The sequence below is a fragment of the Nocardioides jensenii JCM 1364 = NBRC 14755 genome (genome assembly GCF_001552535.1).
In the GTDB taxonomy this organism is placed as follows: domain Bacteria; phylum Actinomycetota; class Actinomycetes; order Propionibacteriales; family Nocardioidaceae; genus Nocardioides; species Nocardioides jensenii.
The window spans coordinates 64,439-77,828 of record NZ_BCRJ01000004.1 but is presented as its reverse complement, the minus strand read 5'-3'; the positions used below and the strand labels follow the sequence as shown (position 1 = coordinate 77,828).

Here is a 13,390-nt window from a genome sequence, read left to right as displayed (position 1 = left end):
CGGGGCATGGCAACGGTGATCCTTGTGCGACACGGGCGCAGTTCGGCGAACACCAGCGGAGTGCTGGCCGGCCGCACGGGCGGCGTACGACTCGACGAGACGGGCACGGCCCAGGCCGACCGAACGGCCGCCCGGCTTGCTGCCGTGCAGCTGGCGGCCGTGGTCAGCAGCCCGTTGGAACGGTGCCGGCAGACGGCCCGCCGCATCGCCGGGGCCCAGGCCGGGTCACCCGGCGTGCGCACCGAGCGCGGCATCATCGAGTGCGACTACGGGGACTGGACCGGCCGGCCGATCAAGGACCTCACCAAGGAGAAGCTGTGGGCCACCGTGCAACAGCATCCCTCGGCCGTGGTCTTCCCCGGTGGGGAGTCACTGACCGCGATGATGGCCCGCTCGGTTTCCGCCGTACGCCGGCTCGACGCCGAGATCACCGCCGAGCACGGCGAGAACGCGGTGTGGGTGGCGGTCAGTCACGGCGACATCATCAAGTCGGTCCTCGCCGATGCCCTGGGCATGCACCTCGATCTCTTCCAGCGTCTGCACGTCGACCCGGCGTCCGTCTCGATCGTGCGCTACTCGAGCACGCGGCCGTTCGTGCTCGGCACCAACACGCACGAGGGTGACCTCGCGTGGCTGGCACCGAAGAAGAAGAAGCGTCGCCCCAGCACGGATGCGGTCGTCGGCGGCGGCGCCGGACCGGAATAGGGTTGGGCCATGCCTCCCGTGATCCACGAATTCGACCCGCCCGACAGGTTCGTCGCCGGAACCGTCGGAGAGCCTGGTGACCGCACCTTCTTTCTCCAGGCACGCCAGGGCACCCGGCTGGTCACTGTGTCCTTGGAGAAGCAGCAGGTGGCCGTGCTCTCCGAACGCATCGACGACCTGCTCGACGAGCTGATGGCCAACGCCGAGACCCAGACGGTGATCCCCGCGGTCGCGCCGCTCGACCTCGACGACACCGGGCCGCTCGACCAGCCGATCGAGGAGGAGTTCCGGGCCGGCACGATGACCCTGTCGTGGGAGAGCGACGTCGAGCGCATCGTGGTCGAGGTGTTCCCGTTCAACGAGGCGGCCGTGGTCAGCCCCGACCAGGTCGACGAGGACTTCACCGAACCCGAGCCCGAGGAGGTCTTCGTGGTCCGGATCACCGCAGGTGCGGCGCGGGCGTTCGTCAAGCGTGCCGCGCAGGTGATCGACGCCGGTCGACCCAGTTGCCCCTTCTGCGGTGGACCGATCGATCCCGACGGTCACCTCTGTGTGCGCGCCAACGGCTTCCGCCGCAGGAACCCGTGACCGAGCCCGTCCTGCCGGCCGTCATCTCGACGGGCGACCTCGAGATCGTCGGGCGGGTGATGCCGGCCTCGAACGCCACCTTCGTCGGGCTCGTCGAGGGCACCCAGGTGGTCTACAAGCCGGTGGCCGGTGAGCGTCCCCTGTGGGACTTTCCCGACGGCACGCTGGCCCAGCGTGAGGTCGCGGCGTACGCCGTCTCGCAGGCGCTCGGGTGGAACGTGGTGCCGACCACCGTGCTGCGCGAGGGCCCGCACGGCCCCGGCATGGTGCAGGCCTGGGCCGAACCCGATGTCGACCAGGCTCCCGTCGACGTCGTGCCCGAGGGCGAGCTGCCCGAGGGCTACCTGCACGTGTTCGACGCGATCGGCCCCGACGACGAGCCGGTGGCACTGGTGCACGAGGACTCACCCCCGTTGCGACGGATGGCGATCTTCGACGTGCTGGTCAACAACGGCGACCGCAAGGGAGGCCACGTGCTGGCGATGACCGATGGCCACCGCTACGGCGTCGACCACGGAGTCTCCTTCCACGTCGAGAACAAGCTGCGCAGCGTCCTGTGGGGGTGGCTCGGTACGCCGGTCAGCGACGACGAGGCGGTCGTCGTACGCCGGGTGGCCGGGGACGACGACCTCCTGAAGCGACTCGGTGACCTGATCACCCCGCGCGAGCTGGCAGCCTTCGTCGGGCGGTGCGACGCGTTGCTGGCGACGGGTGTGATGCCTGAGCCGTCCGGGGAGTGGCCCGCCATCCCGTGGCCGGCCTTCTAGAAGAGTTCGTTAGGCTGCGGCCATGCAGACGTGGTCAGCCCCGCAGGTTCCCTCCCTCCCCGTTCGGGGCCCGCAGGTCTCCGTCCATGACACCAGCTCCGGTGGTCTCGTTGCCACCACGCCGGACGACGTCGCCCGGCTCTACGTCTGCGGCATCACGCCGTACGACGCCACGCACATGGGCCACGCCGCGACCTACGTCGCGTTCGACCTGCTCAACCGGGCCTGGCGAGCGGCCGGTCATGACGTGCACTACGTGCAGAACGTCACCGACGTCGACGACCCGCTGTTGGAGCGGGCCACCAAGGTGGGTGTCGCCTGGGAAGAGCTCGCCCTGCGTGAGACCGAGCTGTTCCGCGAGGACATGGAGGCGTTGCGGGTGCTCCCGCCGCGCAACTACATCGGCGCCGTGGAGTCGATCCAGCTGGTCATCGACCTGGTCGAGAAGCTGCGGGCCACGGGCTCGGTCTACACCGTCGACACCGACCTCTACTTCTCGGTGACCGCCGACCCGGCCTTCGGCCAGGTGTCCGGGTGGGATCGCGACCAGATGCTGGAGGTCTTCGCCGAACGCGGCGGCGACCCCGACCGCGAGGGCAAGAAGGACCCGCTCGACTGCGTCCTGTGGCGCGGTGAGCGCGAGGGCGAGCCTGCCTGGGACAGCCCGTTCGGGCCCGGCCGGCCCGGATGGCACATCGAGTGCGCGGCGATCGCGCTCCAGCACCTCGGCACCGGATTCGACGTGCAGGGCGGCGGCAGCGACCTGGTCTTCCCGCACCACGAGATGTCGGCCGGCGAGGTCCAGGTGGCCGAGCGCGGTGAGGCGTTCGCCAAGGCCTACGCCCACGCCGGGATGGTCGCCTACGACGGCGAGAAGATGTCGAAGTCCAAGGGCAACCTGGTCTTCGTCTCGGCCCTGCGTCGCAGCGACGTCGACCCGATGGCGATCCGGTTGACGCTGTTGCGGCAGCACTACCGCTCCGACTGGGAGTGGACCGACGACCTGCTGTGGGCCTCGGTGGACACCCTGGCCTCGTGGCGGGAGACGCTCGCCTCGGGCGCTGGAGCGCCCACACGGTCGGTGGTGGACGACGTGCTCGCCGCGCTGGCCGACGACCTCGACGCTCCCCGGGCGCTGGCCGCACTCGACGCCTGGTTCGCGGCCACAGCGGCCGGCGACACGACCGAGCCGAGCGCCGCTCAGACGATCCGCACCCTGCTCGACGCCTCGCTCGGCCTCGCCCTCTGATCGAGGTCAGTCGGTGTTTCGGCGCTTGAGATAGCGCTCGAACTCCCGCGCGATCGCCTCGCCCGAGGCCTCGGGAAGGTCGGCGGTGTCGCGGGTCTCCTCGAGGGCGCGCACGTAGTCGGCGATCTCTTCCTCTTCCTCGGCCAGCTCGTCGACGCCGCGCTCCCAGGCACGGGCGTCCTCGGGCAGGTCGAGGAGCGGGATCGCCGTGCCGAGCAGCTCCTCGAGCTGACCGATCAGTGCCAGTGTTGCCTTCGGGCAGGGGGGCTGGGCCACGTAGTGGGGCACCGCCGCCCAGTAGGAGACGGCCGGGATGTCGAGCAGGACGCAGGCGTCCTGGAACACGCCGACGATCCCGGTGGATCCCTCGTAGGTCGACTGCTCGATGTCGAGCCGGTCGACGAGGTCGGGTTCGGTGGCCGTGCCCGTGACCGGGATCGGCCGGGTGTGTGGCGTGTCGGCGAGCAGCGCGCCCAGCGTGACCACCAACTGGCCGCCCAGGTCGTCGCAGACGGCGAGGAGCTCGGCGCAGAACTGGCGCCAACGCATGTTCGGCTCGAGGCCCCGGATCAGGATCACGTCGCGGTCCAGGCCCGGGGGAGAAGCGATCGCGACCTGGGTGCTCGGCCAGGTCAACGAGCGGTGCCCGCGGGCGTCGGTGCCGACCACAGGACGGTTCATCTGGAAGTCGTAGAAGTCCTCGGGATCCACGGTGGCGACCACCCGGGCGTCCCACACCTCCATCAGGTGGTCGACGACCGAGGAGGCAGCGTCCGCGGCGTCGTTCCAGCCCTCGAAGGCGGCGATGACGACGGGGTCCACCAGGTCGGGCACTTCTTCCACTTCGATCATCACCTCAGCGTAGTGGTCGCAGGTGTACGTTCGCCGTGGGCGGGCCGTCGGACCGACGTGCCGAGCCCGGCCGGATTTCGTGACTGCGCGCGGATTCGCTCGTTGAGGCAACGCAATGTCAGCATGCGGGAAACCTGTCCGGAACATGGACGGCCTGCCTACGCTGATTGAGTCCGCTACCTCGGAGAGGAAATCCGTGCCCGAGTCCCAGAACCTTCGCCCCGATGCCACCGCTGCCCTGCAGGCGCTGATGGCCGAGCGGATTGTGGTGCTCGACGGGGCGATGGGCACCGCGATCCAGCGGGATCGCCCGAGTGAGGAGGGATACCGCGGCGAGCGTTTCGCCGACTGGAAGCAAGACCTCCAGGGCAACAACGACCTCCTCTCCCTCACCCAGCCGGACATCATCCGCAGCATCCACGAGGAGTACCTCAGCGCCGGTGCCGACCTGATCGAGACCAACACGTTCAACGCGAACGCGATCTCACTCGGCGACTACGGCATGGAAGACCTCGCCTACGAGATCAACTACGAGAGCGCCCGCCTGGCTCGGGCCGCCTGTGACGCCGTCGAGACCCCGGAGCACCCGCGATACGTCGCCGGCGCGCTCGGCCCCACGACGCGAACGGCCTCCATCTCGCCCGACGTCAACGACCCCGGCGCCCGCAACGTCCTCTACGACCAGCTCGTCGACGCCTACGCGACTGCGGCCGCCGGGCTCGTCGACGGCGGCGCCGACCTGTTGATGATCGAGACGATCTTCGACACGCTCAATGCCAAGGCCGCGATCTTCGCGGTCGAGACCCTCTTCGAGGAGCGTGGCCGACGCTGGCCGGTGATCATCTCCGGGACGATCACCGACGCCTCCGGCCGCACCCTCTCGGGCCAGGTCACCGAGGCGTTCTGGAACTCCGTGCGCCACGCGAGGCCCCTGGCCATCGGGCTCAACTGTGCGCTCGGTGCGGAGGAGATGCGCCCCTACGTCGCCGAGCTGAGCCGCATCGCCGACTGCCACGTGGCCTGCTATCCCAACGCCGGACTTCCCAACGCCTTCGGCGAGTACGACGAGACGCCCGACCACATGGCCGGGGTGATCCGTGAGTTCGCCGACAGCGGGCTGGTCAACATCCTGGGCGGGTGCTGCGGCACCACGCCCGACCACATCGCCGCGATCGCGAAGTCGGCCGAGGGCCTGACCCCGCGCGTCCTGCCCTCGGTCCCGAGCGCCATGCGCCTCTCGGGCCTCGAACCGGTGACCATCGACGAGAGCTCCCTGTTCGTCAACGTCGGCGAGCGCACCAACATCACCGGGTCGGCCCGGTTCCGCAACCTGATCAAGGACGGCAACTACGACGCCGCCCTGGCCGTGGCCGCCCAGCAGGTGGAGAACGGCGCCCAGGTCATCGACGTCAACATGGACGAAGGCATGATCGACGGCGTCGCCGCGATGGACCGGTTCCTCAAGCTGGTGGCGGGGGAGCCCGACATCAGCCGGGTGCCGATCATGATCGACTCGTCCAAGTTTGCGGTGATCGAGGCCGGCCTCAAGTGCGTGCAGGGCAAGCCGATCGTCAACTCGATCTCCATGAAGGAGGGCGAGGACAAGTTCCGCAACGAGGCCCGTCTGTGCCGCAAGTACGGCGCCGCCGTGGTCGTCATGGCCTTCGACGAGGAGGGCCAGGCCGACAACCTGGAACGCCGCATCGAGATCTGCCAGCGGGCCTACACGATCTTGGTCGACGAGGTCGGCTTCCCGGCCGAGGACATCATCTTCGACCCGAACTGCTTCGCCCTGGCGACCGGAATCGAGGAGCATGCCAACTACGGCGTCGACTTCATCGAGGCCACCCGCTGGATCAAGCAGAACCTGCCCGGTGCCCAGATCTCGGGCGGCATCTCCAACGCGTCCTTCTCGTTCCGCGGCAACAACCCGGTGCGTGAGGCGATCCACGCGGTCTTCCTCTTCCACGCGATCCGGGCCGGCCTCTCGATGGGGATCGTCAACGCCGGTGCGCTCGTGGTCTACGACGACATCGACACCGAGCTGCGCGAGCGGATCGAGGACGTCGTACTCAACCGGCGTGACGACGCCGCCGAGCGACTTCTCGAGATTGCCGAGAAGTTCAACAACAAGGGTCAGGAGCAGGACCCGGCCAAGGTCGACGAATGGCGCTCGCTGCCGATCCGCGAACGCATCACCCACGCCCTGGTCAAGGGCCTCGACGCCTTCGTCGAGGAGGACACCGAGGAGCTCCGCGCCGAGATCAAGGCGGCCGGCGGGAAGCCGATCGAGGTCATCGAGGGCCCGTTGATGGACGGCATGAACGTGGTCGGCGACCTGTTCGGCGCCGGCAAGATGTTCCTCCCGCAGGTGGTCAAGAGCGCGCGCGTGATGAAGAAGGCGGTGGCCTACCTGCTGCCGTTCATCGAGGCCGAGAAGCAGCCGGGCGACGCCGAGACCAACAACGGCACCATCGTCATGGCCACGGTCAAGGGCGACGTCCACGACATCGGCAAGAACATCGTCGGCGTGGTGCTGCAGTGCAACAACTACGAGGTCATCGACCTCGGGGTGATGGTGCCTGCCCAGAAGATCCTCGACACCGCCCGCGAGGTCGGCGCCGACATGATCGGGCTCTCCGGGCTGATCACGCCCTCCTTGGACGAGATGGTCAACGTGGCCGCGGAGATGAAGCGGCAGGAGTTCACCATCCCGCTGCTGATCGGCGGCGCCACCACCTCCCGGGCGCACACGGCGGTCAAGGTCGACAAGCAGTACGACGGGGCGGTGGTCTGGGTCAAGGACGCCTCCCGGTCGGTGCCGGTCGCGGCCGCCCTGCTCAGTGATGCGCAGCGGCCCAAGCTGCTGGCCGACATCAAGGATGACTACGACGCGCTGCGCGAGCGGCACGCCAACAAGCAGGACCGGCCGATGCTCACCCTCGAGAGGGCGCGGGCCAACCGCACGCCGATCGAGTGGGAGGGCTACGTCCCGCCGCTGCCGCGCGAGCCCGGCATCCACGTGCTCACCGACTACGACCTCTCCGAGCTGCGTGAGTTCATCGACTGGCAGCCGTTCTTCAATGCGTGGGAGATGAAGGGCAAGTTCCCCGACATCCTCAACAGCCCCTCGGCCGGCGAGGAGGCCCGCAAGCTGTACGACGACGCGCAGCGGATGCTCGACCTCGTCGTCAAGGAGGGCTGGCTGACCGCCAACGCGGTCTTCGGACTGTTCCCCGCCAACGCGGTCGGCGACGACATCGAGGTGTACACCGACGACTCGCGGACCGACGTACGCGCGATGCTGCGCAACCTGCGACAGCAGGGTGAGCACCGTGACGGCATCCCGAACCGTTCGCTGGGTGACTACGTCGCGCCCAAGGAGACCGGCCTGGCCGACCACGTCGGGGCGTTCGCGGTCACCGCAGGACTTGGGGCGGTCGAGCGGATCATGAAGTTCAAGGAAGACCTCGACGACTACTCCGCGATCATGCTCGAGGCAATCGCCGACCGGCTCGCCGAGGCCTTCGCCGAGCGGTTGCACCAGCGGGTGCGCACCGAGTTCTGGGGCCACGACGAAGGCGAGACGCTCTCCAACGAGGACCTGATCGCCGAGAAGTACCGCGGCATCCGCCCCGCACCCGGCTACCCCGCGTGCCCGGAGCACACGGAGAAGCAGACGCTCTGGGAGCTGCTCGACGTCACCGCCAACACCGGCATCGAGCTCACCGAGGGGATGGCGATGTGGCCCGGCGCCGCGGTGTCGGGGTGGTACTTCTCGCACCCGCAGTCGCAGTACTTCGTGGTGGGCCGCATGCAGCGCGACCAGGTCAGTGACTACGCGAAGCGCAAGGGCTGGACCCAGGCCGAGGCGGAGCGTTGGCTCTCCTCGAACCTGGCCTACGAGCCCGAGGACTGAGAGAGTTCCGGGCCGGGGTGCCTACAACCTGACCAACATCAGGTACTGGTCGCCGAGCAGTCCGGCACCGAGGATGGCGGTCCAGGCGCCGATGATCATGAACGGACCGAACGGCACCGCTGTACGCCGCCCGGCCCGCCGGGCCGCGATCAGGATCACTCCCACGAGTGCGCCGAAGAGGAAACCCAGGAACGCCCCGACCAGCAGCGTGCCCCACGACAGCCACGCCGTCATGGCTCCGATCACCCCCGCCAGCTTGACGTCGCCGAACCCCATGGCCCCGGGCGCAGCCACTGCGATGGCCAGGAAGGCAACGAACAGTGCGACCGCACCCACCAGCGCGCGCAGCTGGGCATCCGGGGCAGCGGTGATCGCCAGCAGGACGGCGAGCACCGGATAGGCAGGCAGCACCATCACGTTGGGCAGTCGACGTACGTCGAGATCGATCAGAGCCAACGCGATGCCGAGCCCGGCGAACCACCAGTAGGCGGGCAGAGCGAGGGGGCTGTCGACGAAGCGAAGCCCCACCAGTGCGAAGGCGATGCCTGTGCAGGCCTCGACCAGCGGGTAGCGGGCACTGATCGGGCTGTGACAGTCGAAGCAGCGACCGCGCAACAGCAGCCAACCGAGGACGGGCACGTTGTGCCGGGGCCGCACTGCTGCGCCACAGGCCGGGCAGTGTGAAGCCGGGCTGACCACCGAGAGCCCGAGCGGCACCCGGTGGATGACGACGTTGAGGAACGACCCGATGGCCAGGCCGAGCAGGCCGCCCAGCACCGGGATCATCAACCGGAGAAGTTCGTGCTCGCTCAACGCCGGTGGCTCCAGCTGAGCACCGAGATCTGCCGGTGAGGTGGACCGGGCGTGCCGCCCTGGTCGAAGATCTTCACCCGTGTCGTGAGGTCGGGGCTGCCACTCGGTGTGCAGCCAGTGGCCACACCGGGGCAGAGGTAGACCTCGAGGCGCACCATCGTCGTCTCGATCCCGAAGCCGGGTGAGTTCTCGGGCAGCTCGATCACCCAGCCGGGGTAGTCGAACGACCCGGTCTCGAAGATCTTGAGCGAGCGGGCGATGACACCGAACCGGAAGACCGACTCGGCGATGTTGTTCAGGGCGAGGTCGATCGAGGCCAGCGGCGCATAGCTGGTGCCCTGGATGTAGAGGGTGGTGGTGTTCCCCAGTGCCTGGATCAAGGGTGCACCACCCACCGTGGCGACCGTGTTGCCCGGGATCGCGGTCGTGGTCTGCCCTCGCAGTGTCGGCAGGTAGTAGGTCAGTTCGAGGCGCACCGCATCGAGCTGCGACGTCTGGTTGCGCCCGAGCGAGGCCTCGAACTTCACCTTGGCACCGTCGAACCCGCTGTCGTGCACCGCCTTCTGAAGAGCACCCCAGCCGGTCTGCGTGGCGAGGTCCACGATCTCGGGCCCCAAGGTGGTGCGGGCCGGCAGGGTCTGGCTGATCGGCGCGGTCCCCAGGTTGGGGGTGAGCGTGATCTTGTTCTGGCTGCCGGTCGAGCGGTGCGCGACCGTCAGCCGCGCACCGGTGAGCACCGTGCCCTTGGGGAGAGCGGTGGCGGGGGCGAACCCGCTCATCGTGATCGAGCTGGTCAGGGCGCTGTTGCTTCCGGTGTTGTCCCGGGCCCAGACGGCCAGGTTGGCGCTCGTCGTCTGGTTGCCGTCGACCTTCTGCAGGTTGGCGGCGGTGACCTGGGTGAACGTGCCCCCGGTGCCTGCGGGGGAGACCACCGGGGTGCCGGTGGTGGTCAGCTCGTCGGCACCGCCGAGCACGGTGCGGCTCGCGGCCCCGATCTTCTGGCCGTACACCGCGATGGGGGGACGGTCGGCGTGGTAGCTGGCACAGATCTCCACTGCGGAGTCCTGGCCGTTGGCGTTGACCTGCATTCGACTGTCACCACCGAAGATGAACTGCACGCCCTGGGCGTTGACGTCCTCGATCGGGTTGACGCACCGTCCGGGCACGGTGGTGTCGGTGGTGAGCGTTCCCGCCACCAGCGTCTTCCTCCTTCCGATCTTCCACACGTTGCCTCCGGCGGTCGCGATGTCCGTGTCGTGGAGCGCGTCGCCGGGATTGTTGTGGAAGTCGAAGTAGTAGGTCCCCGGCTTGAAGTGGAGGAAGCAGGCCTGGTTCGAGTCCGTCAGTGCGTTGAGCTTCGCCACGTCGTCGTAGTAGCCGGGCTCGAGGGCGACGGAGCCGCCGTTGCAGTTCGCCGGTGGGGTCTGCAGGGCCGGGATCCCGGTGCCGGCGAGCTCCAGATCGCTCGGATAGTTGGGGTCCGCCACCGTGCCCGCCCCACAGTTGACCACAGGGGCGACCATGGCGCTTTCCGGCGCGCAACCACTGTGAGCGCGGATGCTCTCCGTCGACTCCAGGTTGCCGTTGTTGTCGCGGACGATGTTCGAGTTGGACCAGACACCGCCGCGCACACGGAACGCGCCTGCGGGACCGTTCGTCCTGAACGAGAAGCCATCCTCACTGCCGGTGCTGAGCGTGAGGATCGCGTTGCCGGGCTTGTTGGCGTTGCTGATCGGCACGGCCGACCCCTGGTCGCCGGTCGCGTCCTCGGGGGTGCACGTCACTGCCGCGGACATCACGCTCTTGGTGTCACCGGGGGTCTGGGGGAGCAGCCCGTCCAGGGTCAGGGTGTTCTCGACCGTGCCGTCGAGGTTGTAGCCGAAGCAACCGGTGCCGGCTTTGTTGGTGTAGTACCACGAGGGCGGTTCGTGGTCCCCGATGTTGTGCCCGGTGCGCAGCGCGTTGAGAGCCACCTCAGCGCCCGCATCAGCCGCGTAGGACGAGTTCGCCACGTCGCGCAGTGCCACGGTGGCGCGGATGCTGCCGTCGCCGCGGGTGAGCAGGGCGGTGGTCACCAGAGCAACCGTGGTGATGACCACGAGGGCGATGATCAGGATCGCTCCGCCCTCGTCGTCGCGCAGTCGTCGGAGTCGACGGACGATCCGGGCGATCATGACTGTCTCCGTTCGCCCGAGAGAGTGGCGGTGTAGGAGGTGGTGTCGTTGCGCCCGGGCTCGAACGCGGAGAGGTGCAGGTCGACGAAGGTCGGCACGGCGCTGCCCACCCCGCCGCACGCCACGTCGCAGGTCACGGTGGGAACCGAGTCGAGGCTGCGGGCCACCACCAAGGTCGAGTCGACGTCGATGCCGGTGCACCGCACCCGGACCAGCTCCGAGCTGCCCTCGGCCGGCCGCGTCAGATAGCTGACAGTGACTGTGCCGGGAGGTGCTGTGGAGTCCAGGTTCCCGGGGTCGTACTCGCTCCAGGCAAGGGTGGTGACCGGCGTTCCGGCAGGCAGCGAACAGGCGGGCGTGACGCCGACCGACCGCTGAAGCGGATAAGTCTTGGTGGCCGGGTCGTAGTGGCGTACGCCGATGCTGGCCACGTCGCGCTGCCAGTAGGCGGCCGCGAACTGCACGGACTGCGACTCGGTGATCCGGGACTGAGTGTCCACCGTGGTCCGGAAATAGCTGAGCACCACGCTGAAGAGTCCGGCGGTGATGATGCCGAGGATCGCCACGGTCATGACCAGCTCGACCAGGGTGAAGCCGTCCTCGCGCTCGCGGAGTGCCCGCCCACGGTGGACCGGGTTCAGCTGCATGACGACCCCGCCCCACATGGTTTCCGGACCACGATCGTGAGCGACTCGGTGGCCCGGCCGTCAGCGCTGCGGATCTCCAGGCGCAGCCGCTGCACACCCTTGTCCTGGCAGGGTGCTGCGCCGACCTGTACGCCGTTCCCGTCGAGGGGTACGGCGGCGGCTTGGTGTGGGGTGAACGTGCTGGGCAGGGTGTCGATGTGCCCGGTCACAGCGGGGACGTTGTAGGCGTTGGCGGGGGCACAGGGAACATAGTTGCCGTTCTCGCGCAGGTGGCTCTCGATCGCCTCGGCGTAGCTGCGGACGTAGGCCCCACCCGTGGTCTGCTTGCGGTGGATGTCGGACGCCTGCACGCTCAGCTGCAGACCGGCAAGGATTGCGACCGCGGCAATCGAGAGGATCGACAGCGCGACGAGGACCTCGACCAGGCTCTCCCCGGTCTCGCTCCGCCGTGGCGTGGCCCGGGGCACCATCAGATCTCCACCTGGTCGAAGACGCCGTACATGGCCGAGACCAGAGCCACGGCGACGAATCCCACGATCAGGCCCATCACCACGATCACCGCCGGCTCGAAGAGTGCGGTGACCTTCTTGATCTTGTAGTCCAGCTCGACCTCGTAGTACTGCGCGGTCATCTCCAACTGGTGGTCCAGGGTGCCGGTCTCCTCACCGACGCGCAGCATCTGCGTCGCGGTGCCGGGGAACAGCTGGGTGCGGGCCAGCGGCGCGGCCAGGCCCTGGCCCTCCAACATCTGCTCGGTGACGCCGTTGAGTCGTTTGACGAAGACCCGGTTGCGCATCGAACCGGTGGCCACCGCCATCGCCTCGGGCAGGTTGACGCCCGCGCTCACCAGCGAGGCCAGCACTCGACAGAAGCGCTCGACCAGCATGAACCGGATGGTCTCTCCGATCACCGGGAGCCGGAGCACCATGGTGTCGCGTGCGTACTTGACCCGGTGAAAGCGCAGCAGCAGCCAACTCACCAGTGCCGCGACCGCGAGTCCGGCAAGGATCGCCCACCACCATTGCCCGAGGAAGTCGGTGAAGCCGAGCAGGATCCGCGTCGGCAGTGGCAGTTCGGCATCGAGGTTCTCGAAGAAGACCTCGAACTTCGGCAACACGTAGATCGAGAGCACCAACACGGTGACCACGGACATGGCAGCGATCACCGTCGGATAGATCAGCGCCGCCTTGATCCGCCGGCGCGCCTCGAGGTCGCGCTCGAGATAGAGGGCCAACCTGGACAGGGCGATGTCGAGCTCGCCGGTGAGTTCCGCGGAGCGCACGATGCCGCGGTAGTAGGCCGGGAAGACCTTCGGGAAGCGCTCCAGGGTGTCGGAGAAGCGTTCTCCGCTCCGAAGGCCGTCCTCGATCTCATGCATCATCCGACGCAACGAGGAGTTCTCGCTCTCGGCGCCGATCGAGTGCACCGCGTCCAGAATCGGTAGTCCTGCGCGCAGGAAGGCCCCGATCTGGCGGGACAGGTGCATCACGTGCTCACGCTTGATCCGAGGTCCGGAGATCTCGTAGGCCAGCAGGTGCTTCTTCTCGGTGACCCGCAGGTTGCGCAGCTCCCGTTGATAGAGGGCGATCTCCGCATCACCGCGGCTACCGGCTCGCTCGACCCCCTTGACCTCGGCGCCGGCGATGGTGGTTCCGACGTACGCATACCTGTGCATG

11 protein-coding genes are annotated in these 13,390 nt (G+C 68.3%); 5 read left to right on the top strand and 6 right to left on the bottom strand.

The features are described from left to right. Nucleotides 1–6: 6 nt before the first annotated feature. From NJ4_RS02400 to mshC, 4 genes are read left to right on the top strand one after another with little or no spacing between them, the layout of a single operon-like run. Nucleotides 7–705, top strand: coding sequence for a histidine phosphatase family protein (locus NJ4_RS02400; protein ID WP_067429612.1), 699 nt, complete (start codon nucleotides 7–9; stop codon nucleotides 703–705). A gap of 9 nt (nucleotides 706–714) precedes the next feature. Then, nucleotides 715–1,293: a DUF3090 domain-containing protein gene (locus NJ4_RS02395; protein ID WP_067429609.1), complete on the top strand. Its 579-nt coding sequence runs from the start codon at nucleotides 715–717 to the stop codon at nucleotides 1,291–1,293. Continuing rightward, nucleotides 1,290–2,060 (top strand): SCO1664 family protein, encoded by a 771-nt coding sequence (locus tag NJ4_RS02390; protein ID WP_082748106.1) that lies wholly within the window; start codon nucleotides 1,290–1,292, stop codon nucleotides 2,058–2,060. The genes NJ4_RS02395 and NJ4_RS02390 overlap by 4 nt, the downstream gene beginning before the upstream one ends. A gap of 22 nt (nucleotides 2,061–2,082) precedes the next feature. Further along, on the top strand, nucleotides 2,083–3,309 hold the full coding sequence (gene mshC / locus NJ4_RS02385; RefSeq protein WP_067429606.1) for a cysteine--1-D-myo-inosityl 2-amino-2-deoxy-alpha-D-glucopyranoside ligase: 1,227 nt from the start codon (nucleotides 2,083–2,085) through the stop codon (nucleotides 3,307–3,309). A 6-nt stretch (nucleotides 3,310–3,315) separates the two neighbouring features. Here the strand turns inward: mshC and NJ4_RS02380 are convergent, their stop codons facing one another. Next, a complete protein-coding gene (locus NJ4_RS02380) occupies nucleotides 3,316–4,161 on the bottom strand; it encodes a PAC2 family protein (protein ID WP_067429603.1) in 846 nt (281 codons plus the stop codon). Between the two features lie 196 nt (nucleotides 4,162–4,357). Here NJ4_RS02380 and metH point away from each other — a divergent pair, with 196 nt between their 5' ends. Beyond that, the gene (metH, locus tag NJ4_RS02375; protein WP_281178238.1) at nucleotides 4,358–8,080 is read left to right on the top strand and encodes a methionine synthase; all 3,723 of its coding nucleotides are present in this window, start codon (nucleotides 4,358–4,360) and stop codon (nucleotides 8,078–8,080) included. 21 nt (nucleotides 8,081–8,101) lie between these two features. Here metH and NJ4_RS02370 read toward each other — a convergent pair whose 3' ends face one another. Genes NJ4_RS02370 through NJ4_RS02350 form a run of 5 tightly spaced genes read right to left on the bottom strand, consistent with a single transcriptional unit; the run spans nucleotide 8,102 to nucleotide 13,389 of the window. Next, nucleotides 8,102–8,893: a prepilin peptidase gene (locus NJ4_RS02370; RefSeq protein WP_217996719.1), complete on the bottom strand. Its 792-nt coding sequence runs from the start codon at nucleotides 8,891–8,893 to the stop codon at nucleotides 8,102–8,104. Continuing rightward, the gene (locus tag NJ4_RS02365) at nucleotides 8,890–11,067 is read right to left on the bottom strand and encodes a hypothetical protein (protein WP_067429593.1); all 2,178 of its coding nucleotides are present in this window, start codon (nucleotides 11,065–11,067) and stop codon (nucleotides 8,890–8,892) included. The genes NJ4_RS02370 and NJ4_RS02365 overlap by 4 nt, the downstream gene beginning before the upstream one ends. After that, entirely contained in the window at nucleotides 11,064–11,714 is a 651-nt protein-coding gene (locus NJ4_RS02360; RefSeq protein ID WP_169799201.1) for a type II secretion system protein, read from the bottom strand. The genes NJ4_RS02365 and NJ4_RS02360 overlap by 4 nt, the downstream gene beginning before the upstream one ends. Then, complete coding sequence (locus tag NJ4_RS02355) at nucleotides 11,705–12,184, bottom strand: type IV pilus modification PilV family protein (RefSeq protein WP_067429587.1); 480 nt, start codon at nucleotides 12,182–12,184, stop codon at nucleotides 11,705–11,707. Before NJ4_RS02355 ends, NJ4_RS02360 begins: the two co-directional genes overlap by 10 nt. Then, nucleotides 12,184–13,389, bottom strand: coding sequence for a type II secretion system F family protein (locus NJ4_RS02350; RefSeq protein WP_067429583.1), 1,206 nt, complete (start codon nucleotides 13,387–13,389; stop codon nucleotides 12,184–12,186). Before NJ4_RS02350 ends, NJ4_RS02355 begins: the two co-directional genes overlap by 1 nt. Nucleotide 13,390 lies beyond the last annotated feature (1 nt).

Excerpts from the sequence above, each read along its gene's own strand:
- NJ4_RS02380 (WP_067429603.1), bottom strand. The coding sequence starts at position 4,161 with ATGATCGAAGTGGAAGAAGTGCCCGACCTGGTGGACCCCGTCGTCATC.
- NJ4_RS02360 (WP_169799201.1), bottom strand. The coding sequence starts at position 11,714 with ATGCAGCTGAACCCGGTCCACCGTGGGCGGGCACTCCGCGAGCGCGAG.
- NJ4_RS02400 (WP_067429612.1), top strand. The coding sequence starts at position 7 with ATGGCAACGGTGATCCTTGTGCGACACGGGCGCAGTTCGGCGAACACC.
- NJ4_RS02395 (WP_067429609.1), top strand. The coding sequence starts at position 715 with ATGCCTCCCGTGATCCACGAATTCGACCCGCCCGACAGGTTCGTCGCC.
- NJ4_RS02365 (WP_067429593.1), bottom strand. The coding sequence starts at position 11,067 with ATGATCGCCCGGATCGTCCGTCGACTCCGACGACTGCGCGACGACGAG.
- mshC (WP_067429606.1), top strand. The coding sequence starts at position 2,083 with ATGCAGACGTGGTCAGCCCCGCAGGTTCCCTCCCTCCCCGTTCGGGGC.
- NJ4_RS02350 (WP_067429583.1), bottom strand. The coding sequence starts at position 13,389 with ATGCACAGGTATGCGTACGTCGGAACCACCATCGCCGGCGCCGAGGTC.
- NJ4_RS02355 (WP_067429587.1), bottom strand. The coding sequence starts at position 12,184 with ATGGTGCCCCGGGCCACGCCACGGCGGAGCGAGACCGGGGAGAGCCTG.